This is a genomic window from Micromonospora sp. DSM 43699 (genome assembly GCF_055517075.1).
The window spans coordinates 1-20,184 of sequence record NZ_JBTMMT010000092.1 but is presented as its reverse complement, the minus strand read 5'-3'; the positions used below and the strand labels follow the sequence as shown (position 1 = coordinate 20,184).

Below are 20,184 nucleotides of genomic sequence, written 5' to 3'. Positions count from 1 at the left end.
GGGGGTGGGGGAGGGTGGGTAGGATTCGTCGCCGTGCGCGTACTTCTTCTGGGTGGTGGTGGGCGGGAGCATGCGCTCGCCCTGGGGTTGGTCGAGGATCCGGCTGTGGAGGCCCTGTTCGCGGCGCCCGGTAACCCGGGGATCGCGGGGGTGGCGGAGCTGCGGCAGGTCGATCCGGTCGATCCTGCCGGGGTGGCCGAGTTGGCCGTGTCGGTCGGTGCCGACCTGGTGGTGATCGGGCCGGAGGCGCCGCTGGTGGCCGGGGTGGCCGACGCGGTACGCGCCAAGGGCGTCCCGGCGTTCGGGCCGTCGGCCGAGGCGGCCCGGTTGGAGGGCTCGAAGACCTTCGCCAAGGAGATCATGACGGCGGCCGGGGTGCCGACCGCCCGCGCGTACACCTGCACCGATGCGGAGAGCGTCGGGCGGGCGCTCGACGAGTTCGGCACGCCGTACGTGGTGAAGGACGACGGGCTGGCCGCCGGCAAGGGAGTGGTGGTCACCGACGACCGGGCCGCCGCGCTGCGGCACGCGCAGGAGTGCGGCCGGGTGGTGGTCGAGGAGTACCTGTCCGGCCCCGAGGTCTCCCTGTTCGTGGTGACCGACGGTGAGGCCGCCCTGCCGCTGTTGCCCGCACAGGACTTCAAGCGGGTCGGCGACGGCGACGCCGGCCCGAACACCGGCGGGATGGGGGCGTACGCCCCGCTGCCGTGGGCACCGCCCGGCCTGGTCGACGAGGTGATGGTCGACGTGGTCCACCCGACGCTTGCCGAGATGCGCCGGCGGGGTACCCCGTTCGTCGGTCTGCTCTATGTCGGGCTGGCGCTCACCGCCGCCGGCCCCCGGGTGATCGAGTTCAACGCCCGCTTCGGTGACCCGGAGACCCAGGTGGTGCTGGCGCTGCTGGAGACGCCGCTCGCCGGGCTGCTGCACGCCGCCGCGACGGGCACGCTGGCCGCGCACCCGCCGCTGCGCTGGCGCGACGGCGCGGCGGTCACCGTGGTGGTCGCGGCCGAGGGCTACCCGGCCGCGCCGCGTACCGGTGACGTGATCACGGGTGCCGACCACCCCGGGGTGATCCACGCCGGGACCGCCCGTCGGGCCGCCGACGGCGCGTTGCTCTCCGCCGGCGGCCGGGTCCTCTGCGGTACGGCCACCGGCCCCGACCTGACCGCCGCCCGGGATGCCGCCTACGCCCTGGTACGCGGCATCGAGCTGGCCGGTTCGCATCACCGCAGCGACATCGCCGCCACCGCCGTCGACGGCCGGATCACCGTCCCCGACTGACGCGCCGAGACGACCACGGCGGCGCACCTGGCGGTGGTGTGCGCGGCGTTCGGGGTCGACCCGGTCGCGCACTGTCGGCGCAGCCAGCCGGGGACGGTCCGTCGGCGGTCGGCCGGATCACCGCTCCCGACCGGCGGGTCGCCGGGGGACGTCCGCGTCGACGTACCCCCGGGAGGTGAGTGCAGTCAGAGCAGGCCGAGTGCGGCGGTGATGAGCCGCTGGGCGGTGAGGCTGAGTTCCTCGCCCTTGGCGTCGGTGCCCGTGATCGAGTACTCCACCCGGAACCGGCCGTCCCGGGTGGAGGCGACCCCGGCGAGGTAGCCGTACCGGGAACCGGTCTTGATCCACAGGGTCTCGCCGTCGGGCAGCGGGAACGCGGTGAGGCCGGCGCCGTAGCGGGCCGGCCCGCCGTCGACGTCCGGGACGGCCGGCAGGGTGAACATCGTGGTGAGCTGGGCGGCCGGCACCACCCGACCGGCGAAGAGCGCCGTGTAGAAGGTGTCCAGGTCGGTCAGGCTGGAGATGACGTCGCCGGAGGCCGGGGTGAAGGTCTGGCTCCAGGTGGTGACGTCCACCAGTTCGGTTCGCCCGTGCCGGACGACGGCCTGGTAGCCGTGGGCGTGCGGGCCACGGATCCGGGGGTCGTCACCCGGCGCGTAGGTGTCGCGCAGGCCGAGCGGCCGGGCGATGCGTCGGTCCAGCTCCGCCGCGTACGAGTGGCCGGTGATCTTCTCGATGATCATTCCGGCGACGATGTAACCCATGTTGGTGTAGTGCTGCTTCTCCCCGGGGTCGAACTCGCGGGGGTTGCGTAGCCCGAGCCGGACCAGTTGTTCCGGGGTCCAGCTGTGGTAGCGGTGGGCGAGCTGCCACTCGATGCCGTCGGGAACCTCGGGGCTGGGCAGGCCGCTCGTGTGGTCGAGCAGTTGGCGGACGGTGACGGTCGGGTAGTCGGCGGGGAGCAGCCCGGGGAGGAGTCGCTGCACCGTGGCGTCGAGGTCGATCCGGTCCTCGGCCGCGAGTTGCAGCACCAGCGCGGCGGTGAAGACCTTGGTGACGCTGCCGACCCGGAACCGGGCGTGCGGTGGTACGGGTGCCTGGCTGCGCAGGTCCCGCACGCCGGTGGCACCGGTCCAGCAGCCGTCCGGCGTGGTGATCCGGACCTGGGCGCTGGTGGCGTCGGCGTCGGGTAACCCGGCTATCGCCTGTCGGATGGGCGTCGGGTCGAGGGTGCCGGGACGGCAGACCGAACCGCCGCGACGTTCGTCGGGGATGGCAGCCGGGGCGGCCACGGCGACAGTCCCGGGGGCTGCCACGCCGAGCAGGGCACCGAGTGTCGTGGCGACGAGCACGGCCCGCCGATTCATGATCTTCATGTCCTTGAGCCTTCCGGCCGCCGGCATCGACGACATCGGGGAGAGTCCCCCGACGCACCCGGATCGTCTGCTCAGGGAGATCACCCCGGGCCGCAGGCCGCCGCCGGCGGAGGGCAGGAGCAGCCCTGGGTCGGAGCGCAGGTCAGCCGTAGTAGCGGCGGAGTTCGCGGGTGAGCACCTTGCCGGTGGCGTTGCGCGGCAGGTACTTCACGAAGATCACATCCCGGGGTACGGAGAACCGGGCGAGGTAGTGCCGCACGTACTCGCGTACCGCCTCGGGGTCGAGGGTCTCGCCGGGGCGCAGGGCGAGGAAGGCAGCGAGCCGTTGCCCGTACTGCGGATCCGGCACGCCGAGCACGGCGGCCTCGCGGACCTGCGGCAACCGGGCGAGCAGATCCTCCACCTCGGAGGGGAAGACGTTCTCCCCGCCGGAGACGATCATGTCGTCGGCCCGGCCGTCGACGAAGAGCAGCCCGTCGGCGTCGACCCGGCCGAGGTCGCCGGTGTCGAGCAGCCCGTCGTGGGTCTCCCGGCGGGCCCCGGAGGTGTAGCCCTCGAAGAGCATCTCGTTGCCCACGAAGATCCGGCCGACCCGCCCGGCGGGGACCGGCTTCCCGTCATCGTCGAGGATCTCCAGCCGGGTGCCGTGCGGGGGCCGACCGGCAGTGGTGGGTGCCTGCCGCAACTCGGTGGGGCCGGCGATGGCGGCCCAGGAGACCTCCGTCGAGCCGTACAGGTTGTAGACGACGTCGCCGTAGGTGTCCATGAACCGGGTGGCGAGGCCACCGGGCAGCGCCGAACCGCTGACCGCGACCACCTTCAGCGCCGGCCGTGGCTCCGGCGCCGGCACATCGAGCAGGCGCTGCACCATCACCGGTACGGCGAACAGCGCCTGACACCGGTGCGTCACGAGCGCGGCCAGCGTGGCGGCCGGGTCGAACCGGCGGTGCAGCACGATGGTGGCGCGCAGCGCGAAGGCGACCTGGAGTGCGGCGTACCCCCAGGTGTGGAAGATCGGGGCGGCGATCAGCACGGTGTCCCGGGCGTGCAGCGGGATGCGGTCGACGATGGATACCAGCGGGCCGAAACCGGTCGGGACGGGCCGGCGGGCACCCTTGGGCGTGCCGGTGGTGCCGGAGGTCAGCACGATGGTCCGGCCGTCCTGGGCGGGTGGTGCGAGCCGGTCGCCGGGGAGCGCGGCGGCGATCAGGTCGTCGAGGCCGTGTTCGTCGACCCGGTGCACCTCGGCGGGGAGGCCGAGGACCCGCTCGGCGAACTCGGTGTCGTGCACCAGCACCCTGAGGCGTTGTTCCTCGGCCACGGTGCCGAGCTGCGCGGCGGACAGGCCGGTGTTGACGAGCACCGCGTCGGCGCCGAGCAGGGTGGCGGCGACGATGCCCTCGACGAGCCCGTGGTGGTTGCGGCACAGCAACCCGACCCGGTCACCGGCCTTTACGCCGAGCCCGCTGCGCATCGAGCGGGCCAGCCGTTCGGCCCGGTCGAGCAGTTCCCGGTAGGTGAGCTCGTCGCCGTGCTCGTCGACGACGGCGACCCGGTCCGGATCCCGGGCGGCGGCCTGTCGCAGCTCCCCGGCCATTCCCCAGCCCCACCGGCGCAGCGCGGTGAGTTGCGAGGCGACCCGGACGGGGCGGCCGGGGTTGAGCAGTCCCCGTCTGGTCAACGTGGTCACGATGAACGGCAGGTCCATCCGGCGAGCCTCCTTCGGGGTACGTCACGGGGTCAGGCGTATGCCTTCACCAGGGGTTCCTCTCTCGATCATGCGCCTGTTCCGGCGGGGGCCCCACCCGGTGCCGGGCGGGGGCCGCCCGTGATGCACAGCCGGTGACCGCACTGTCGGCCGACCGTGACAGGTCAGGCACGTCGGAAACCGACGGTGACCCGACCGCGTGCGGGTGTGGTTCCCGACACCCGTGCAGGGCCGCTGCGACGATCTGGATCGCGTGGTAACGCTCCACCTTCCGTTACGACGCGGCGGGTATGGCGGGATCCCCTGAGGTCTGGCCGGAAGCACCGTCTCTGCCACGGGAGACGTACTCCTCGATCACGACACCGGACTCGAACGAGCGGGTTCCGGTCAGCGTGAACGCGCGCGGCTCATGGGGGGCGTCGCCGAACATGGAGATGCCGGAACCGAAGACGACGGGGTTGCGTTTCAGGACGAGGTGGTCGATCTCCGGCAGGAGTGTGCCTGCGAGCTCGCCGCCACCACAGAGCCAGATGTCCAGACCGTCTTCCTGCTTCAGGCTGCGGGCCGTGGCGAGCGGATCGGCGGTGAGGGTGATCGCCGGGTCGACGTCGCGCCGGTGGCGACTGGCGACGACCTGCCGCAGGTGCGGGTAGGGACTGGCGACACCGATATCGAGTGCGGGGGTGAGCGTGTTCCACCCCATGATCACCGTGTCGAACCGCGTCTTCGGCGGCTCGATTCCCAGCGCTGCGTGCGCGTGCGCGGGTAGCGCATCCGCGTACTCGCCGAACACCACCGACGCATGATCACCTTCGACGAGGAATGCACCGAACCCGCCTGTCGGGTCGGCGATGTATCCGTCGATGCTGACGGCGACGTAGTAGACGAGTTTTCGCATGGCTGCTCCAATCACGAACTGCCGACTTCGGAACCGTATGCCGGTACTCATTGCCGACGCCGGGCATCGGCCGGTCGTCGATCGGGGCGGCCCTGCGGGAAATCTCCCCCACAGCACATGCGGTCAGCGGATCTGGACGCCGGAGATGGCCCGGGAGATGACCAGCCGTTGGATCTCGGAGGTGCCCTCGAAGATGGTGTAGATCTTGGCGTCCCGGTACCAGCGTTCGACCGGGTGGTCGCGCAGGAAGCCCGCCCCGCCGAGCAGCTGCACCGCCCTGTCGGTCACCGAGACGGCCACCTCGCCCGCCTTGAGCTTGGACATCGAGCCTTCGCCGGCGGTGAAGGGCCGGTTGTTGCGGCCCATCCAGGAGGCCCGCCAGACCAGCAGCCGGGCGGCGTCGATCTCCGTCCGCATGTCGGCGAGGGCGAACGCGACGGCCTGGTTGGCGATGATCGGCCGGCCGAACTGGACCCGTTCCTTCGCGTAGTCGAGGGCGTACTCGTAGGCGGCCCGGGCCACCCCGAGGGCCTGTGCGCCGACGGTCGGCCGGGACAGCTCGAAGGTGCGCATCGCGGCCTGGCCGCTGGCCCGCTGCCCGGACCGGGCCCGCGCCAGGCGCTCGTCCAGCGCCTCCCTGCCGCCGAGCAGGCAACGCCCCGGCACCCGGACGTCGTCGAGGAACACGTCGGCGGTGTGCGAGGCGCGCAGCCCCAGCTTCTTCAGCTTGCGGGTCGCGTGCAGCCCGGCCGTCCCCGGCGGTACGACGAACGCGGCCTGCCCGCGCGAGCCCAGCTCGGGCTCGACGGAGGCGGTGACCACGTGCACCCCGGCTATGCCGCCGTTGGTGGCGTACGCCTTCTGCCCGGTGAGCACCCACTCGTCGGCGGCCTCGTCGTAGCGGGCCCGGCTGCGCATCGCCGCGACGTCGGAGCCGGCCTCCGGTTCGGTGGTGCAGAACGCGGCGACGGCGGGTTCGTCGACCGTGCCGAAGCACTGCGGCACCCATTCGACAAGCTGGTCGGGGGTGCCGGCACCGTAGATGGCGGCGACGGCGAGCGAGGTGCCGAAGATGCTCATGCCGATACCGGCGTCGCCCCAGAAGAGCTCTTCACTGGCGATCGGCAGGGACAGACCGGTGGGGTCGGCCCAGCAGGTGGCGAGGAACTCGAAGCCGTACAGGCCGACCTTCGCGGCCTCCCGGATGATCGGCCAGGGGGTTTCCTCCCGGGCGTCCCACTCGGCGGCGGCCGGGCGCACGACCTCGGCGGCGAAGCCGTGCACCCAGTCCCGCAGGTCCCGCTGTTCCTCGTTCAGGTCGAGCGAGAACTCGGCCATCGTCAGGCCTTGGGGATGTCGAACAGGTTGGCGATGTTGGCCGCCAGGCCCAGGTCACCCTTGGCCTTGAGCTTGCCGGTCATGAACATCATCACCGGGTTGGCACCACCGGAGACGATCTTCAGGAACTCGACCGGACCCATGGTGAGGGCGAGCTTCGGCTCGTGCTGCGGCGGCTCGTTGACGGTGCAGGCACCGTCGGCGACGACGATCTCGTAGATGTCGGTGCCACCGTCGGGGCGACCGGTGATGTTCCAGTGGATCACGGCGTTGGTGGCGCCGGCCCGGTCGGCGCGGAACAGCTGCGGCATCCGGCCGAAGACCTCGCTGAGCACCTTGCCGCGCAGCTCGCCGGACATCACCTCGGCGATCTTGTCGTCCGGGGTGGACTTGACCAGCTTGGCGAACTCCTTGGGACCGTAGTTGGCGAAGTTGGCCGGGTCGAAGTCAGTCATGGAAGTTGCACCTCTCGGGGCGGACCGATTTGTGGTTACTCTGGCGTAACCTTACGCACGGGTAGGTATGCTCGCAAGAGTGTCCAGCACACCCAGCTTCAAGCGCCTCCCCCGGGCCGTACGCGAGCAGCAGATGCTCGACGCGGCCGTCAAGGTCTTCTCCCGACGTGGCTTCCACGCCGCCAGCATGGACGAGATCGCCGAGGACGCGGGCATCTCCAAGCCGATGGTCTACGCGTACCTCGGCACCAAGGAGGAGCTCTTCGTCGCCTGCCTGCACCGGGAGACCGCCCGGATGATGCTGGCCATCGCCGGGGCCGCCGCCCCCGACCTCCCGGCCGACCAGCGGCTCTGGCGCGGGCTGCGGGCCTTCTTCGGCTTCGTCGGGGCGCACCGCGACGGCTGGGCCGTGCTCTACCGGCAGGCCCGGGGCTCCCAACCGTTCGCCGCCGAACTGGCCGCGATGCGCGCCCGGCTGGTCGACGTGGTCGCCGGGATGCTCGACCACGCCCTGCGCGCCCGGGGCCGGGAGGTCACCGGCACCGAGCTGGAGGTCGTCGCGTACGCCCTGGTCGGCGCGAGCGAGTCGCTTGCGGACTGGCTGGCCGACCACCCCGAGGCCGAGCCGGAGAAGACCGCCACCCGGATGATGAACGTCGCCTGGCTCGGTGCGGCCCAACTCCTCGACGGCGTCACCTGGCGGCCCCCGGCGGACTGAATCGCCCGGCGAACCGCCGTGCGCCAGCCCCGACCACCACCCGCCGGGTCGTCCTACCGGTTCGGTCAGCGGCGGGCCGCGGCGCGGCGGCGGGCCCGGTAGCGCAACCAGCGGGCCAGCTCCAACAGCCCGGTGACGGCCAGCGAGAGACCGATGCCGACGAGCAGCCCGCGGAGCGGATCCCGCTCGAAGGTCAGCCCCCCGAAAAAGCCGAGCAGCCCGCAGTACACGCTCCAGGTGACGACGGCGACGGCATCGAAGAGCAGGAAACGGGAGAGCGGATAGCGGACCGCACCCATGGTCAGGGTGACGGCGGTCCTACCGCCGGGTACGTAGCGGGAGGTGGTGAGGATCGAGCCGCCCCGCCGGTCCACCGCCCGGCGGGCCCAGTCCGAGCTGGTCCGGCGGCGGCTGCCGTCGGGCAGTCGGGCCAGTCGGTGCGCACCGCCGCGCCGACCGATGCCGTAGGAGGCGTGGTCGCCGGCGAGCGCGCCGAGCGCCGCCACCGCGATCACGGCGGCCAGGTTCGGCTCGCCGCTGGCGGCGAAGACCCCGGCGGTGATCACCACGGTCTCGCCGGGTATCACCGGGAAGAACGCGTCGACCGCGGTCACCACGAAGATCACCAGGTACACCCAGGGCGAGGTGACGGTGTGGTGGAGCAGGTCGAGCACCGACTGCATGTCCCCATGCTCGACGCTGCGCCACCGGCCGGGGGCCGAGTCGCGGGATCAGCCCACCGGCCGGGGCCGGGTCGCGGGATCAGGCCACGGGGTGGGGATCAGGCCACCGGCTGGGGAGCCGGGAGCGGAGCGGTGGCCGGCGAGCCGTGCTCCCGCTTGTCGGCGGCGGTGGGACCGTGCGAGGTGAGCACCACCGGGGCGGCCAGCGCCTCGGCCACCGCCGCCGGCCAGTCGGTGGGCGGGGCGTCGTACACCGGGCGGGTCCGCAGCAGGCGGGCGGTGAGGGCCGCCTGCCGGTCCAGGTCGCCGGGCGGGCCGGGGTGCAGCCGGTCGACGCCCTCGTAGCGGCGGCAGATCCGCAGCGGAGGGCGGGTCGGATCGGAGCGGGTCAGGTCGAGGTGGGTGAGGGCGAGCCCGTCCACCCCGCCGGCCACCGTCAGGGCGTACCGGTGGGCGACGGCGTCGAAGTGGCCGAACCGGAACCGGCCCTGCCACGGGTTGGTCGGGTTGCGCGGGTCGGTCAACGGCAGGCCCCGGTCCTCGGTGACAAGCGGGCCCGGCCCGTGCCGGGTGGTGACCGTCCGCAACACCCCCAGCCGGTACGCCGACCCGGCCGCCCCCGCCTCGGCGAGCAGCGCCTCGGCGTTGGCGAAGGTGGTGGTGCTCCACGTGGTGTACGGGTGGAAGCCGTGCCACTCGTCCAGCAGCACCCCCTGCGCCCCCTCGAAGACGCAGGTCCCCGCCCGCAGCACCCCGGCCAGGTACGACCGGTCGACGATCGCCACCCGGGCGGCGAAGCCGGTGAACGCGGGCAGGCAGTCCGCCACCGGTGGGGCGTCCAGCGGGCCGAGTTCGGCGGTCAACCTGTCCCGGAGCACGGTGAGCCGGCGACGCAGCAGCTCCGGGTGGCGGCAGTCGGCCACCCGGGGCGCCTCGTCGGGGTGGGCGAGCCCGTACCGGACGGACTCGCCCACCCCCAGCCCGCAGGAGCCGTGCCGGTCGGCCCCCCGGGCGATCTCCCGGAGCCGGTTGGCGGCCCGGTGGTACGGCGTGGCCAGCAGCGCCTCCCCGTCGACGTTGAGCCGGTCGAGGGCGTCGGGCACCCCGACCGAGGCGAGGTGGTCCGCCTCGGCCGCCAGCGCCAACGGGTCCACCACCAGCTGCCGGGCCAGGTGGGTGCGGACCCCTGGCCGGAACGTCCCCGCCCCGAACTGGGCGAACGTGTGCTGCCGCCCGTCGGGCAGCACCACGTTGTGGGCGGCCTGCGCACCCCCGTTGAACCGCACCACCGTGTGCACGGGCCGGGTCGCGCAGAGCCAGTCCACGACGGTGCCCTTGCCTGCGTCGCCGTAACCGAGGTCGACCACGATCACGTGCCGGCCGGGGTCGGGGACCGGCGGGACCGGACCGGGCCGCCGGGTCACCGGGGCGGGGACGTCGTTCACAGCCGGGTCACCCCACCGGTGCGGTGCGTGGTCGGGGCCGGCAGCGTGGAGACCTCGGTACGCCGGCCGCCGCCCAGTCGGGCCAGCGCCTTGGACACCGTGCCGCCGACGGTGGAGCCGGCCCGGTCCAGGTCGCGCAGCCCCTCGTCCAGGTCGATGGCCTGCTCGCCGAGGCCGACGGTGAGCGCGATGGTCTCGCAGACCGCGTCCAGGTCGTCGAGGACGACGGCGCGTTGCCCGAGCAGGTCCCGCCAGAAGTCGAGCACCCTGGCGTTGCCGGCGTAGTGGCTGCCGGCGGGGAGCAGGTAGTAGGTGTCCCAGCGGCGGGTCACCTCGTCGACGATCTGCCGCAGCGGCACGTCCTCGCCGAGGTCGTCGCCGATCAGCCGGCGCACCTCCCGCCGGCTCACCCGGGGGTACGCCAGCTCGTCGCCGATGATGAACAGGTAACCGCGCCGCCCCCGCTTCTCCCAGCTGTCGGTGACCGTGTGCCGGGCCATGAAGTACATCGCCAGCTCGTACGACTCGGTCAGCTGACCGCCGCCACCGCCCTCCAGCACGATTCGGCCGAGGTCGTCGTCCATCCGGTTGTCCGACTCGAACTGCCCCACCTGCAACGGCACCCGGTCGCAGGTAGCGTCGCCGATCGCGCCGAACATCACCTGCGGGTCGCGGGCGTAACCCTGGCGCAGCAGCAGCCCGAGCAGTTGCGGCAGCTTGGCCTGGAGGGTGCGGGGCACGTGCCCCATCGAGCCGGTCACGTCGAACAGCACCGCGATGGGCGTCGACTGCGGGTGCTCGGCGTTGTCGCGGCTCTCCCGCAGAGCGCCGCGCGGGTCGAGCGCCGGGTGCACGGTGCGCGCCCCGCCGTCGCTGTAGGAGAACGCGCTGGTGCCCTTCTTCCGGCGGTAGCGGTCGGCGGCGTCGTACACGTCGGTGGACCAGATTCCGCTGCCCATGGCAGCCTCCCTAGGGGTTGAGGGTGAAGGGGCGGAAGGTGCGCGGCCCGTAGAGCCGGTCCAGCACCTCGTCGAGTTCGCCGAGCAGTCTCCAGGCGTCGTCGGGTCGGGCGGCCAGCGCCGGGCGGCGGCAGCCGTCGGCGAAGGCGCGCAGCTCACGGGGGGCCCGGTCGCCCATCAGCCAGCTCATGCAGGCGGCGGCCATCGCCAGGTCGGTGCCAGGGCCGGCGGGCCGCCGCGCGGTGACCTCCGGCGGGTACCAGTCCTCGTGGCCGGGGACCAGCGCCGGGACGGTGCCACCGCCGACTGCGGAGAAGCACCAGTCGACGAGCACCACACCGTGTGCCTCCGGCTCGATCAGCACGTGCCGGGGGAGCACCGCGCCGTGCACCACGCCGGCCCGGTGGGCCAGGCCGAGGGCGACCAGCAGCCGCCGCCAGATCCAGGCCGCGTCCCGGGCGTCCAACCCGTCCGGGTACGCCCGGCGTACCGCGTCGAGGTCGTGCAGCCCGGGTACGGCGGCCAGCACGGTGATCCGGCGTTCCGCGCCACTGGCCGCGTCCCGGTGCCGGAAGGTGTCGACCAGCCGGGGCACGTACGGCAGGTGGCGGGGGTCGCCGCGCTCCTCGATCTGCCGCAGGGCGTGTGCCTCGCGGGCCAGCAGGTCGTTGTCGGCCGGGTCGCGGGGCAGTTTGAGCAGCCGGTCCGCCCCGACGTCGTAGAGGTCGGCGAGGTCACCGGCGTGGGCCAGCGCGCCGAGCCGGTACCCCCCGAACACGACCGTCGGTCCGTCGGGGGCCGCGTCGTCGGCGGCGGGGCCACCGGAGGCCGGCCCGGTGGCGGTCGACCCGCCGGCCGGGTTCGAGGGGTCGGTGGGAGAAGGGGCCCGGGCGGCCTGCCAGCGGGTGGTGACCTGGACGAAGGCGTCGGTGGCCGCGGCGCGTGCCCGGGCGTCGAGCGCGCCCAGCCGGTCGGGGTGCAGGGCCGCGACCAGCTCGCGGTAGCGCCGCCCCGGGGTGTCGACGCCGAACAGGTCGGCGTCGGTGCGGGCCGCCGCGACCAGGCGGATCGCCTCGTCGGTCCTCACCGGACGGTCTCCTCCCGGGCGGGGCGCAGCAGCGCCGGGTGCAGCAGCCGGGCGTCGCCGGCCCGGTAGAGCCGGGCGCGGGGGCCGCCCCGGGCACCGCCGCGTTCGGTGCTGGTGCCGGTGCTCTCCACGAAGCCGGGGACGGAGAGCACCTTGCGGTGGAAGTTGCCGGCGTGCAGCGGGTGCCCCCATACCGTCTCGTAGACGCCGCGCAGCTCGGCGATGGTGAACTCGGGGCCGAGGAAGCGGGTGGCCAGCGGGGTGTATTCGAGCTTGGACCGGGCCCGTTCCAGCCCGTCGTCGACGATCCGGGCGTGGTCGAAGGCGAGCTGCCGGCTGGGCAGGGCGGTGACCGGCAGCCAGCCGGCCTCGTCGGCGTCGGAGTCGGCGACCGGGTCGGGCAGGTCGGGGGCGAAGGCGAGGTGGGCCACGGAGACGATCCGCATCCGCGGATCCCGGTCCGGGCTGCCGTAGCTGGCGAGCTGTTCGAGGTGGACCCGGCGCAGCCGGTCGCCGCCGAGGCCGGTCTCCTCGGCGAGTTCGCGGCGGGCCCCGGTGGTGAGGTCCTCGTCGGGCTGGACGAAGCCGCCGGGCAGCGCCCAGTGCCCCTGGTAGGGAGGTTGGCCGCGTCGGATCAGCAGCAGGTGCAGCGCGCCCTCGCGGATGGTCAGCGCCACCACGTCCACGGTGATCGCGGTCGACGGGTAGGCGCCGGGGTCGTATCCGGCGAGGAAGTCCTGCTCGTTCACCGCATCCCTCTCAGGTTGAGAATTACTCGATCTGAGAACAACCTAGCTCACGAAACGGCGGTGGGCAACCGCCGTGCGTCGTTCAGCGGATGGTGCCCACCAGGTGCGGGCGGCCGGTCCGCGTGTCGTGCAGGGCGAAGTCCCAGCCCGGGACGGCGCTGAACGCCACAGTCGACGGCAGCGGCACCGGCAGCTTGAACCCCACCTCCACGGTGTACGCCTCAGGCAGCCGGCTCTCCAGCGCGGCCAGGCAGCGGGCCTTGCTCCACATGCCGTGCGCGATCGGTCGGGGGAACCCGAACAGTCGCGCCCCCAGCCGGGAGGTGTGGATCGGGTTGTGGTCCCCGGAGACCCGGGCGTACTCCGTACCCACCCGGGGGGTGAGCCGCCAGTGCGCGGTGGCGGCCGGCGGCGCGGGGCGCTCGCCCGGGTCGCGCCCGGCACCGCCGTCGGCCCCCCGCTCCCGGCCCAGGTACGTCGACACCCCGCGCCACACCTCCTCGCCGCCGACCGAGCCGACCAGGACGACGTCGACCTGCCGCCCGCGCGGATGCGGTCGCAGCTGCTCGGCGTGGACGACGAAGTCCCACGGTTCGCCGGCCGGGACCGGTCGTCTCACGCTGATCCGGTTGCCCACGTGCACCACCCCGGCCAGCGGGAACGGGAACTCCGGCAGGGTCATCAACCGCAACGCCAGCGGGAAGCCCAGCACGTGCGGGTAGGTCGCCGGCAGTGCGTCGGCCAACCGGAAACCGCACACCCGGTCGTACTCGGCGAGGTGGGTCCGGTCGACGGTGACCCCGGTGACGGCCAGCTCGACCGGGGGCGCGGCGTCCGGCCGACGGGACCGGCCGATCCCGGGCACCGCGTCGCGCAGCGCCCGCCGGTAGAGCGCGCCCGGCCTGGGCAGGCCGGGCAGCTCCACCCGGGCCCGCCCGGCCCGCGTCGACAGGTCGTGCGTCTCGTCGACGGCCCGGTCGTGCCCCGGGTCGGCGGCGCGGGCGGCGGCCAGCGCCGCCGGTGAGATGACCTCGGTGGGCCCGTCGATCAGGTCGCCGACCGACAGTTCCCCGTCGCCGGACTCCCCGGGTCGGTTCCTGCGTCGTGCCATCACGCCCCCAACAGACTCTGGCCGCAGACCCGGACCACGTTGCCGCTGACCGCACCCGATGCCGGCCAGGCCAGCCAGCCGATCGTCTCGGCGACGTCCACCGGCAGGCCACCCTGCGCCAGGCTGTTCATCCGGCGACCCGCCTCCCGGATCACCAGCGGCATCCGGGCGGTCAGCCGGGTCTCGATGAAGCCGGGGGCGACCGCGTTGACGCTGATCCCGCGCCCGGCCAGCGCCGGGGCGAGCGAGTCGACCAGGCCGATCACCCCGGCCTTGCTTGTCGCATAGTTGGTCTGGCCCCGGTTGCCGGCGATCCCGGCGATCGACGAGACGGCGACCAGCCGGCCGCCCTCGGGGATCAACCCCCGTTCCAGCAGCACGTCGTTGATCCGTTCCTGACTGGAGAGGTTGACGTCGAGCACCGAGTCCCACCTGTCGGCGTCCATCCGACCCAGTGTCTTGTCCCGGGTGATGCCGGCATTGTGCACCACCACGTCGACCCGGCCGTGCCGCTCGGCCAGGTGGTCGGCGAGCCGGGTGGGGGCGTCCGACCCGGTGAGGTCGAGTTGTACGGCGGTGCCGCCGATCTCGTTGACGACCGCCGCGAGGGCGTCCCCGGCCGACGGGACGTCCAGCGCGACGACCTGCGCGCCGTCGCGGGCCAGCACCCGGGCGACCGCCGCGCCGATGCCCCGGGCCGCGCCGGTGACCAGCACCACCTGCCCGGCCAGCGGCCGGTTCCAGTCCGCCGGGACGGCGGCCGGCCCGGTGCCGACCCGGACCACCTGCCCCGAGACGTACGCGGAGCGGCCGGAGAGCAGGAACCGCAGGGTCGCCTCCAGGCTGGTCGGGGTGCCGGCGTCCCCGGCCCGGGTGACGTACACCAGTTGGGCGGTGACGCCCCGACCGAACTCCTTGCCGATGCTGCGGGTCAGCCCCTCCAGGGCCCGCTGGGCGGTGGCCTCCCGGGGCGAGCCGCATTCGGCGGGCGGGGTGCCCAACACGATCACCCGACCGCTGGGCAGCACCGCCCGGGCCTGCGGGTGGAAGAAGTCGTAGAGCTGGCGCAGGCCGGTGGAGTCGGTGACGCCGGTGGCGTCGTACACCAGGGCACCGTTCTTCGGCAGTTGGCCTGTGGTGGGGTCCGGGTCGCCGCTCGCCGGTGTGTCGCGCAACTCGACCCCGGCGTCGAGCAGCATCCGGCCCACCTGGACTGCCAGTCTCGACCCGCCGGCCGCGCCGAGCAGGACCGGGCCGGGCAGCAGCGGGTCGCCGGGGGTGTGCCGGCGCAGTCGCGGCGGGTCGGGCAGCCCGAGGCGCTTGACCAGCGCGCGGCCGGCCCCCGATTGGACGAAGCTCGCGTACCTGTCGGTCATAGGCGTAGCCTACTGGCCAGTAGGTTGTGGGCAAGCCCTGAAACGGAGGCGGGATCGTGCAGAGCATCCGGCGGGTCGCGGTCATCGGCGGCAACCGCATCCCCTTCGCCCGGTCCAACTCCCGGTATGCCAGCGCGTCCAACGCTGACCTGCTCGGCGCGGCGCTGGACGGGCTGATCGCCCGGTTCGGGCTGGCCGGGCAGCGGGTCGGCGAGGTGGTGGCCGGGGCGGTGCTCAAGCACTCCAAGGACTTCAACCTGACCCGGGAGGTGGTGCTCGGCTCGAAACTCGACCCGCACACCCCCGCGTACGACATCCAGCAGGCCTGCGGCACCGGCCTGGAGGCGGCGATCCTGGTCGCCAACAAGATCGCCCTCGGGCAGCTCGACGTGGGCATCGCCGGTGGCGTCGACACCACCTCCGACGCGCCGCTGGCGATCAACGAGGACATGCGCCGCACCCTGCTCAAACTCAACAGCGCCCGGACCCTCGGCGAGCGGCTGAAGATCGCCGCCAAGCTCCGCCCGCACCAGCCGTTCAAGCCGGAGTTGCCGCGCAACGCCGAGCCCCGCACCGGGCTGTCGATGGGCGAGCACGCCGCCCGGACGGCCCTGCGCTGGCAGGTCGACAGGCGGTCCCAGGACGAGTTGGCGCTCCGCTCGCACCAGCGCCTCGCCGCCGCGTACGACAGGGGCTTCTTCGACGACCTGATGACCCCCTATCTGGGGTTGACCCGGGACCAGAACCTCCGCGCCGACACCAGCCTGGAGAAGCTCGGCGCGCTCCGGCCGGTCTTCGGCACCCGGGGCCCGGACGCCGAGCAGGCCACCATGACCGCCGGCAACTCGTCCCCGCTGACCGATGGCGCGTCCACCGTGCTACTCGCCTCCGAGCAGTGGGCGCGTGAGCACCAACTCCCCGTACTGGCCTGGTTCTCCTGGTCGGAGACGGCGGCGGTGGACTTCGTGCACGGCGACGAGGGGCTGCTGATGGCCCCCGCGTACGCGGTGCCCCGGATGCTGGAGCGGGCCGGGCTGACCCTCCAGGACTTCGACTTCTACGAGATCCACGAGGCGTTCGCGTCGCAGGTGCTGGCCACCCTGGCGGCCTGGGAGTCGGCGGAGTTCGGCAAGGAGCGGTTGGGGCGGGACGCCCCGCTGGGCGCGATCGACCGGGACCGGCTCAACGTCAACGGTTCGTCGCTGGCCGCCGGGCACCCGTTCGCCGCAACCGGTGGCCGGATCGTGGCGACGCTGGCCAAGCTGCTCGCCGAGCAGGGCGGCGGACGCGGGCTGATCTCGATCTGCGCGGCCGGCGGGCAGGGCGTGACCGCCATCCTGGAACGCTGACACACCCACCCCGGCCCCGGTCCGGCCGGGGTGATCCTCCCGAACCTCCTTCGAGGGACGAATAGCCCGAAGGTTCACGTTCCGGCACTGACCTCCACACGATAAGGGCGTTACTCGTCCCTTATCAGGAGGTTTGTGGTGAAACGTAGACGTTGGCTGGTCGCCGTCCTCTCCGGGGCGGCCCTGGTCGTCCTCCCCGGGGCCGCGCCGTCGGCCGGTACGCCGATCACCACGGCCGAGGTCGCCGCGCTCGCCGACGACGGCTCCCGGGGGCCGGACGGGAGTCGGCCCGGTCCCGGCGCGCAACCCACCGCCCGACCCGGTCACGGCCAGACCGGTCGGTCCCGCGCCCCGCAGCCGCCGCCGGACGCGAGCCTCTGCCGCCCCGGCCTGCCACCGGACGCCCCGCAGACCACCCGGTTCTATGACGACAACCGGCTGCTCGGGCCGGCCGTACTGCCGACACAGTCCCCGGTCGGCCCGCTGCTCGCCGGCTACCGGCGGTTCGGCGCGCAGAGCGAGTCCCAGTGGATCTCGAACTACACCCTGAACGGGGCCGGGACCACGCTGGTCTTCCCGCCGGAGAACGGCTTCTTCCTCGGCCCGGACGGCAAGCCGGTGAAGCAGCGGCAGACCATGCTGCCCGGGTACCGCCTCGACCGCTTCGGCTTCACCGGTGGCGCCTTTCTGGCCCCGCTCGGCACCCCGTTCAACTCCCGCTCCCTCGCCCCGCAGAGCCTGAACACCCCGCCCACGCCGCCGGCCACCACGCCGGCCGCACCGCTGGCGAACTACCACACCTACTGCGTGCTCAAGCCGTTCGACGTCGACTCCGGCCCGATCGCCCCCTGGTTCGCGCAGCCCGGCATGGGCACCCAGTTCCAGCTCAACCCGGAGTACGTGCCGCAGGCCGGCAAGCTGCTGACCGTGCAGTGGTTGCTCGACCACCACGTCATCGTCGAGGAGTATCTGGGTGGGGGCACCCCGCCCTGCCCGACCGACGCCGTGCCGCGTCAGGGTGGGGCGGGCGGCGGGCTGCGTGCCGCACCGGTCTGCTGATCCGCTGCCGCCCCTTCCCCGCACCCTGGAGGTCACAGTGGACCGGCACGAGTTGCGTAACGCCCTCTTCACCACCGGGATCTCCCCGGACGCCTTCGAACTGGAGGGGGTGCACGAGCACGTCCCGCTGCCACCCGACTTCTGGTTCCTCCGCAGGTCCGCCGACGGGCGGTGGGAGATCGGGGCGTACGAACGCGGGGTGTACGACGTCCGCCTGACCTGCGACACCGAGCAGGAGGCGTGCGCGGGCCTGTGGCGGGCGCTTACCGGCCGACCCGCCCCGCCCTGACGACGTTCGGGCGCAGCGCCGGTTCCGGTCGGCCACCGACCGGGCGGAGTGGAGGTTTGAGCAGTTCAAAGCGGTGTTGCCGGGCCTACCTACCGTGGTGTCAGCCCGCCCGGAGCCACGGTGGCGGCGCCCCTCAAGGAGTGGCCATGCCCGGTCGATCTCTGCTCCGTACCGCCGCCGTCGCCCTCGCCGCCGCGCTCGCGGTCGGCGGCTGTACCTCCACCGGCACGAGTGCCGGGGACCCCACCACGGAGGCCGGGGCGACCGACGCCGCGCCGGGCCCGGTCGCCGCGACGACCCCGGCCGGCACCGGCTCGATCACCGACACCGACGCGACTGGCGGTGGCTCGACGGGCGGTGGGTCGACCGGCGGTGGGTCGACCGGGGGTGGCACCGGCAGCAGCGGCGGGGGCCGGTCCGGTACGAAGTCGAGCGGCCCGACCATCAGCTACTTCCGGGTCGCCGACAAGCCGTCCTGCCCGGCCGGGACCAATGTCAACCCGATCGCCGGCAGCCCGGCCCTGGTGGAGTGGAAGGCCGGCAACGTCGACTCGGTGGCCCTCTCGGTCGATGGTCCCGGCATCTACGGCGACGACTACCCGCCGGCCGGCAGTGAAACCTTCAACTTCCCCTGTTCCGGCCGGGAGGGTGAGGTCCAGAAGCACACCTACACGCTGACCGTGCGCAACGCCCACGGCACGCAGACGAAGACCATCGTGGTGACCGCCCCGGTGCACGACATCCCGAAGGTCTGACCCGGCGACCTGGTTCGGGTGGCTGCCCCGGCGTGCGGGACAATGAGGTACGTGACGACGATCCCGAACGTGCTCGCCCACCGGTACGCCTCACCCGAGTTGGTCGCCCTCTGGTCCCCGGAGGAGAAGGTGCGGATGGAGCGGCGGCTCTGGCTCGCCGTGCTCCGCGCCCAGCGGGACCTCGGCGTGGCCGTGCCGGACGGGGTGGTCGAGGCGTACGAGCGGGTGGTCGACCAGGTCGACCTGGCCTCGATCGCCGAGCGGGAGCGGGTCACCCGGCACGACGTGAAGGCCCGGATCGAGGAGTTCAGCGCGCTCGCCGGGCACGAGCACGTGCACAAGGGGATGACCTCCCGCGACCTCACCGAGAACGTCGAGCAGCTCCAGGTGCGCGCCTCGCTGGAGCTGATCCGGGACCGGGTGGTCGCCGCGCTGGCCCGGCTGGCCTGGCTCGCCCACGAGCACTCCGGCCTGGTGCTGACCGGCCGGTCGCACAACGTCGCCGCGCAGGCCACCACGCTGGGCAAGCGCTTCGCCTCGGCGGCGGAAGAGCTGCTCATCGCGTACGAGCGGCTGGAAGACCTGATCAACTGGTACCCCCTGCGCGGGATCAAGGGGCCGGTGGGCACCGCCGCCGACCAGCTCGACCTCTTCGACGGCGACGCCGCGAAGGTGGCCGAGCTGGAGCGGCGGGTGGCCGGGCACCTGGGCTTCTCCCGGGTGCTGGACAGCGTCGGGCAGGTCTATCCGCGCTCGATCGACATGGCGGTGCTCGCAGCCCTGGCGCAGGTGGCCGCCGCGCCGTCGTCGCTGGCCACCACGATCCGGCTGATGGTCGGTCAGGAGTTGGCAACCGAGGGCTTCAAGCCGGGTCAGGTCGGCTCCAGCGCGATGCCGCACAAGATGAACACCCGCTCGTCGGAACGGGTGAACGGCTTCGCGGTGATCATCCGGGGCTACCTGTCGATGGTCGGCGAGCTGGCCGGTGACCAGTGGAACGAGGGGGACGTCTCCTGCTCGGTGGTCCGCCGGGTGGCCCTGCCGGACGCCTTCTTCGCCGCCGACGGGCTGTTCCAGACCTTCCTCACCGTGCTCGACGAGTTCGGGGCCTACCCGGCGGTGATCAGCCGGGAGCTGGAGCGCTTCCTGCCCTTCCTCGCCACCACCAGGATCCTGGTCGCGTCGGTGCGCCGGGGCGTCGGCCGGGAGGTCGCCCACGAGGTGATCAAGGAGCACGCGGTCGCCGTGGCGTTGGCGATGCGGGAGAAGGGCGCCCCGGAGAACGACCTGTTCGACCGGCTTGCCGCCGACTCCCGCCTCGGCCTCACCCGCAGCGAGATCGACACCCTGGTCGCCGACCCCGCCACCTTCACCGGTGCCGCCCAGGCCCAGGTGGACGCGATCACCCGCCGCATCACCACCGTCGTCACCGCCCACCCCGAAGCCGCCACCTACTCCCCACCCCCCATCCTCTGACAGGAGTAGACCTACTTCCCCGAACGTCGCCCCCTATAGCAACCCCACCCCGCACCCCCCACCCCCCAC

19 protein-coding genes are annotated in these 20,184 nt (G+C 73.2%); 7 read left to right on the top strand and 12 right to left on the bottom strand.

Annotation, left to right across the window (positions count from 1 at the left end; translation table 11 throughout):
* The first annotated feature begins 33 nt into the window (after positions 1-33).
* Positions 34-1,284 carry a phosphoribosylamine--glycine ligase gene (gene purD, locus AC0AIB_RS28720; RefSeq protein WP_465097856.1) on the top strand — a complete coding sequence of 417 codons (1,251 nt, stop codon included), beginning with the start codon at positions 34-36 and terminating at the stop codon, positions 1,282-1,284.
* A gap of 185 nt (positions 1,285-1,469) precedes the next feature.
* On the opposite strand, the gene AC0AIB_RS28715 is transcribed toward purD, so the two are convergent.
* The 5 genes from AC0AIB_RS28715 to AC0AIB_RS28695 all read right to left on the bottom strand — a co-directional run bounded on the left by AC0AIB_RS28715 (position 1,470) and on the right by AC0AIB_RS28695 (position 7,059).
* Positions 1,470-2,660, bottom strand: a complete 1,191-nt coding sequence (locus AC0AIB_RS28715) for a serine hydrolase domain-containing protein (RefSeq protein WP_465097855.1) — start codon at positions 2,658-2,660, stop codon at positions 1,470-1,472.
* A 142-nt stretch (positions 2,661-2,802) separates the two neighbouring features.
* Positions 2,803-4,368 (bottom strand): AMP-binding protein, encoded by a 1,566-nt coding sequence (locus tag AC0AIB_RS28710; protein WP_328341425.1) that lies wholly within the window; start codon positions 4,366-4,368, stop codon positions 2,803-2,805.
* A 274-nt stretch (positions 4,369-4,642) separates the two neighbouring features.
* A complete protein-coding gene (locus AC0AIB_RS28705; RefSeq protein WP_328341423.1) occupies positions 4,643-5,266 on the bottom strand; it encodes a dihydrofolate reductase family protein in 624 nt (207 codons plus the stop codon).
* Between the two features lie 123 nt (positions 5,267-5,389).
* Entirely contained in the window at positions 5,390-6,604 is a 1,215-nt protein-coding gene (locus tag AC0AIB_RS28700; protein WP_328341421.1) for an acyl-CoA dehydrogenase family protein, read from the bottom strand.
* Between the two features lie 2 nt (positions 6,605-6,606).
* Positions 6,607-7,059: an SCP2 sterol-binding domain-containing protein gene (locus AC0AIB_RS28695; RefSeq protein ID WP_328341419.1), complete on the bottom strand. Its 453-nt coding sequence runs from the start codon at positions 7,057-7,059 to the stop codon at positions 6,607-6,609.
* A gap of 79 nt (positions 7,060-7,138) precedes the next feature.
* Between AC0AIB_RS28695 and AC0AIB_RS28690 the strand changes: the two genes are divergently transcribed.
* A complete protein-coding gene (locus tag AC0AIB_RS28690; protein ID WP_328341417.1) occupies positions 7,139-7,777 on the top strand; it encodes a TetR/AcrR family transcriptional regulator in 639 nt (212 codons plus the stop codon).
* Between the two features lie 65 nt (positions 7,778-7,842).
* Here AC0AIB_RS28690 and AC0AIB_RS28685 read toward each other — a convergent pair whose 3' ends face one another.
* From AC0AIB_RS28685 to AC0AIB_RS28655, 7 genes are all read right to left on the bottom strand, one after another.
* The gene (locus AC0AIB_RS28685; RefSeq protein WP_328341415.1) at positions 7,843-8,460 is read right to left on the bottom strand and encodes a DedA family protein; all 618 of its coding nucleotides are present in this window, start codon (positions 8,458-8,460) and stop codon (positions 7,843-7,845) included.
* A 98-nt stretch (positions 8,461-8,558) separates the two neighbouring features.
* A complete protein-coding gene (locus AC0AIB_RS28680; RefSeq protein ID WP_328348977.1) occupies positions 8,559-9,830 on the bottom strand; it encodes an adenylosuccinate synthetase in 1,272 nt (423 codons plus the stop codon).
* 71 nt (positions 9,831-9,901) lie between these two features.
* Positions 9,902-10,864: a hypothetical protein gene (locus AC0AIB_RS28675; protein ID WP_465097854.1), complete on the bottom strand. Its 963-nt coding sequence runs from the start codon at positions 10,862-10,864 to the stop codon at positions 9,902-9,904.
* 10 nt (positions 10,865-10,874) lie between these two features.
* Positions 10,875-11,951, bottom strand: coding sequence for a serine/threonine-protein kinase (locus AC0AIB_RS28670; RefSeq protein WP_465097853.1), 1,077 nt, complete (start codon positions 11,949-11,951; stop codon positions 10,875-10,877).
* On the bottom strand, positions 11,948-12,700 hold the full coding sequence (locus AC0AIB_RS28665; protein WP_328341411.1) for an NUDIX hydrolase: 753 nt from the start codon (positions 12,698-12,700) through the stop codon (positions 11,948-11,950). The genes AC0AIB_RS28670 and AC0AIB_RS28665 overlap by 4 nt, the downstream gene beginning before the upstream one ends.
* 82 nt (positions 12,701-12,782) lie before the next feature.
* Positions 12,783-13,811, bottom strand: coding sequence for a MaoC/PaaZ C-terminal domain-containing protein (locus AC0AIB_RS28660; RefSeq protein ID WP_328341409.1), 1,029 nt, complete (start codon positions 13,809-13,811; stop codon positions 12,783-12,785).
* A complete protein-coding gene (locus AC0AIB_RS28655) occupies positions 13,811-15,187 on the bottom strand; it encodes a 3-oxoacyl-ACP reductase (protein WP_328341407.1) in 1,377 nt (458 codons plus the stop codon). Before AC0AIB_RS28655 ends, AC0AIB_RS28660 begins: the two co-directional genes overlap by 1 nt.
* A gap of 56 nt (positions 15,188-15,243) precedes the next feature.
* Between AC0AIB_RS28655 and AC0AIB_RS28650 the strand changes: the two genes are divergently transcribed.
* From AC0AIB_RS28650 to purB, 5 genes are all read left to right on the top strand, one after another.
* The gene (locus tag AC0AIB_RS28650; RefSeq protein ID WP_328341405.1) at positions 15,244-16,536 is read left to right on the top strand and encodes an acetyl-CoA C-acetyltransferase; all 1,293 of its coding nucleotides are present in this window, start codon (positions 15,244-15,246) and stop codon (positions 16,534-16,536) included.
* A 138-nt stretch (positions 16,537-16,674) separates the two neighbouring features.
* Positions 16,675-17,595, top strand: coding sequence for a TNT domain-containing protein (locus AC0AIB_RS28645; protein WP_328341403.1), 921 nt, complete (start codon positions 16,675-16,677; stop codon positions 17,593-17,595).
* A 37-nt stretch (positions 17,596-17,632) separates the two neighbouring features.
* Positions 17,633-17,884 carry a hypothetical protein gene (locus AC0AIB_RS28640; RefSeq protein WP_465097852.1) on the top strand — a complete coding sequence of 84 codons (252 nt, stop codon included), beginning with the start codon at positions 17,633-17,635 and terminating at the stop codon, positions 17,882-17,884.
* Positions 17,885-18,030: 146 nt separating this feature from the next.
* The gene (locus AC0AIB_RS28635; RefSeq protein ID WP_465097851.1) at positions 18,031-18,639 is read left to right on the top strand and encodes a hypothetical protein; all 609 of its coding nucleotides are present in this window, start codon (positions 18,031-18,033) and stop codon (positions 18,637-18,639) included.
* Between the two features lie 51 nt (positions 18,640-18,690).
* Positions 18,691-20,115 (top strand): adenylosuccinate lyase, encoded by a 1,425-nt coding sequence (gene purB / locus AC0AIB_RS28630; RefSeq protein ID WP_328341397.1) that lies wholly within the window; start codon positions 18,691-18,693, stop codon positions 20,113-20,115.
* Positions 20,116-20,184: the final 69 nt, after the last annotated feature.

What these genes read in the sequence shown, in the direction of transcription:
- AC0AIB_RS28715 (WP_465097855.1), bottom strand. Translation starts at nt 2,660, where the DNA reads ATGAAGATCATGAATCGGCGGGCCGTGCTCGTCGCCACGACACTCGGT.
- AC0AIB_RS28710 (WP_328341425.1), bottom strand. Translation starts at nt 4,368, where the DNA reads ATGGACCTGCCGTTCATCGTGACCACGTTGACCAGACGGGGACTGCTC.
- AC0AIB_RS28705 (WP_328341423.1), bottom strand. Translation starts at nt 5,266, where the DNA reads ATGCGAAAACTCGTCTACTACGTCGCCGTCAGCATCGACGGATACATC.
- AC0AIB_RS28700 (WP_328341421.1), bottom strand. Translation starts at nt 6,604, where the DNA reads ATGGCCGAGTTCTCGCTCGACCTGAACGAGGAACAGCGGGACCTGCGG.
- AC0AIB_RS28695 (WP_328341419.1), bottom strand. Translation starts at nt 7,059, where the DNA reads ATGACTGACTTCGACCCGGCCAACTTCGCCAACTACGGTCCCAAGGAG.
- AC0AIB_RS28685 (WP_328341415.1), bottom strand. Translation starts at nt 8,460, where the DNA reads ATGCAGTCGGTGCTCGACCTGCTCCACCACACCGTCACCTCGCCCTGG.
- AC0AIB_RS28675 (WP_465097854.1), bottom strand. Translation starts at nt 10,864, where the DNA reads ATGGGCAGCGGAATCTGGTCCACCGACGTGTACGACGCCGCCGACCGC.
- AC0AIB_RS28660 (WP_328341409.1), bottom strand. Translation starts at nt 13,811, where the DNA reads ATGGCACGACGCAGGAACCGACCCGGGGAGTCCGGCGACGGGGAACTG.
- AC0AIB_RS28655 (WP_328341407.1), bottom strand. Translation starts at nt 15,187, where the DNA reads ATGACCGACAGGTACGCGAGCTTCGTCCAATCGGGGGCCGGCCGCGCG.
- AC0AIB_RS28635 (WP_465097851.1), top strand. Translation starts at nt 18,031, where the DNA reads ATGCCCGGTCGATCTCTGCTCCGTACCGCCGCCGTCGCCCTCGCCGCC.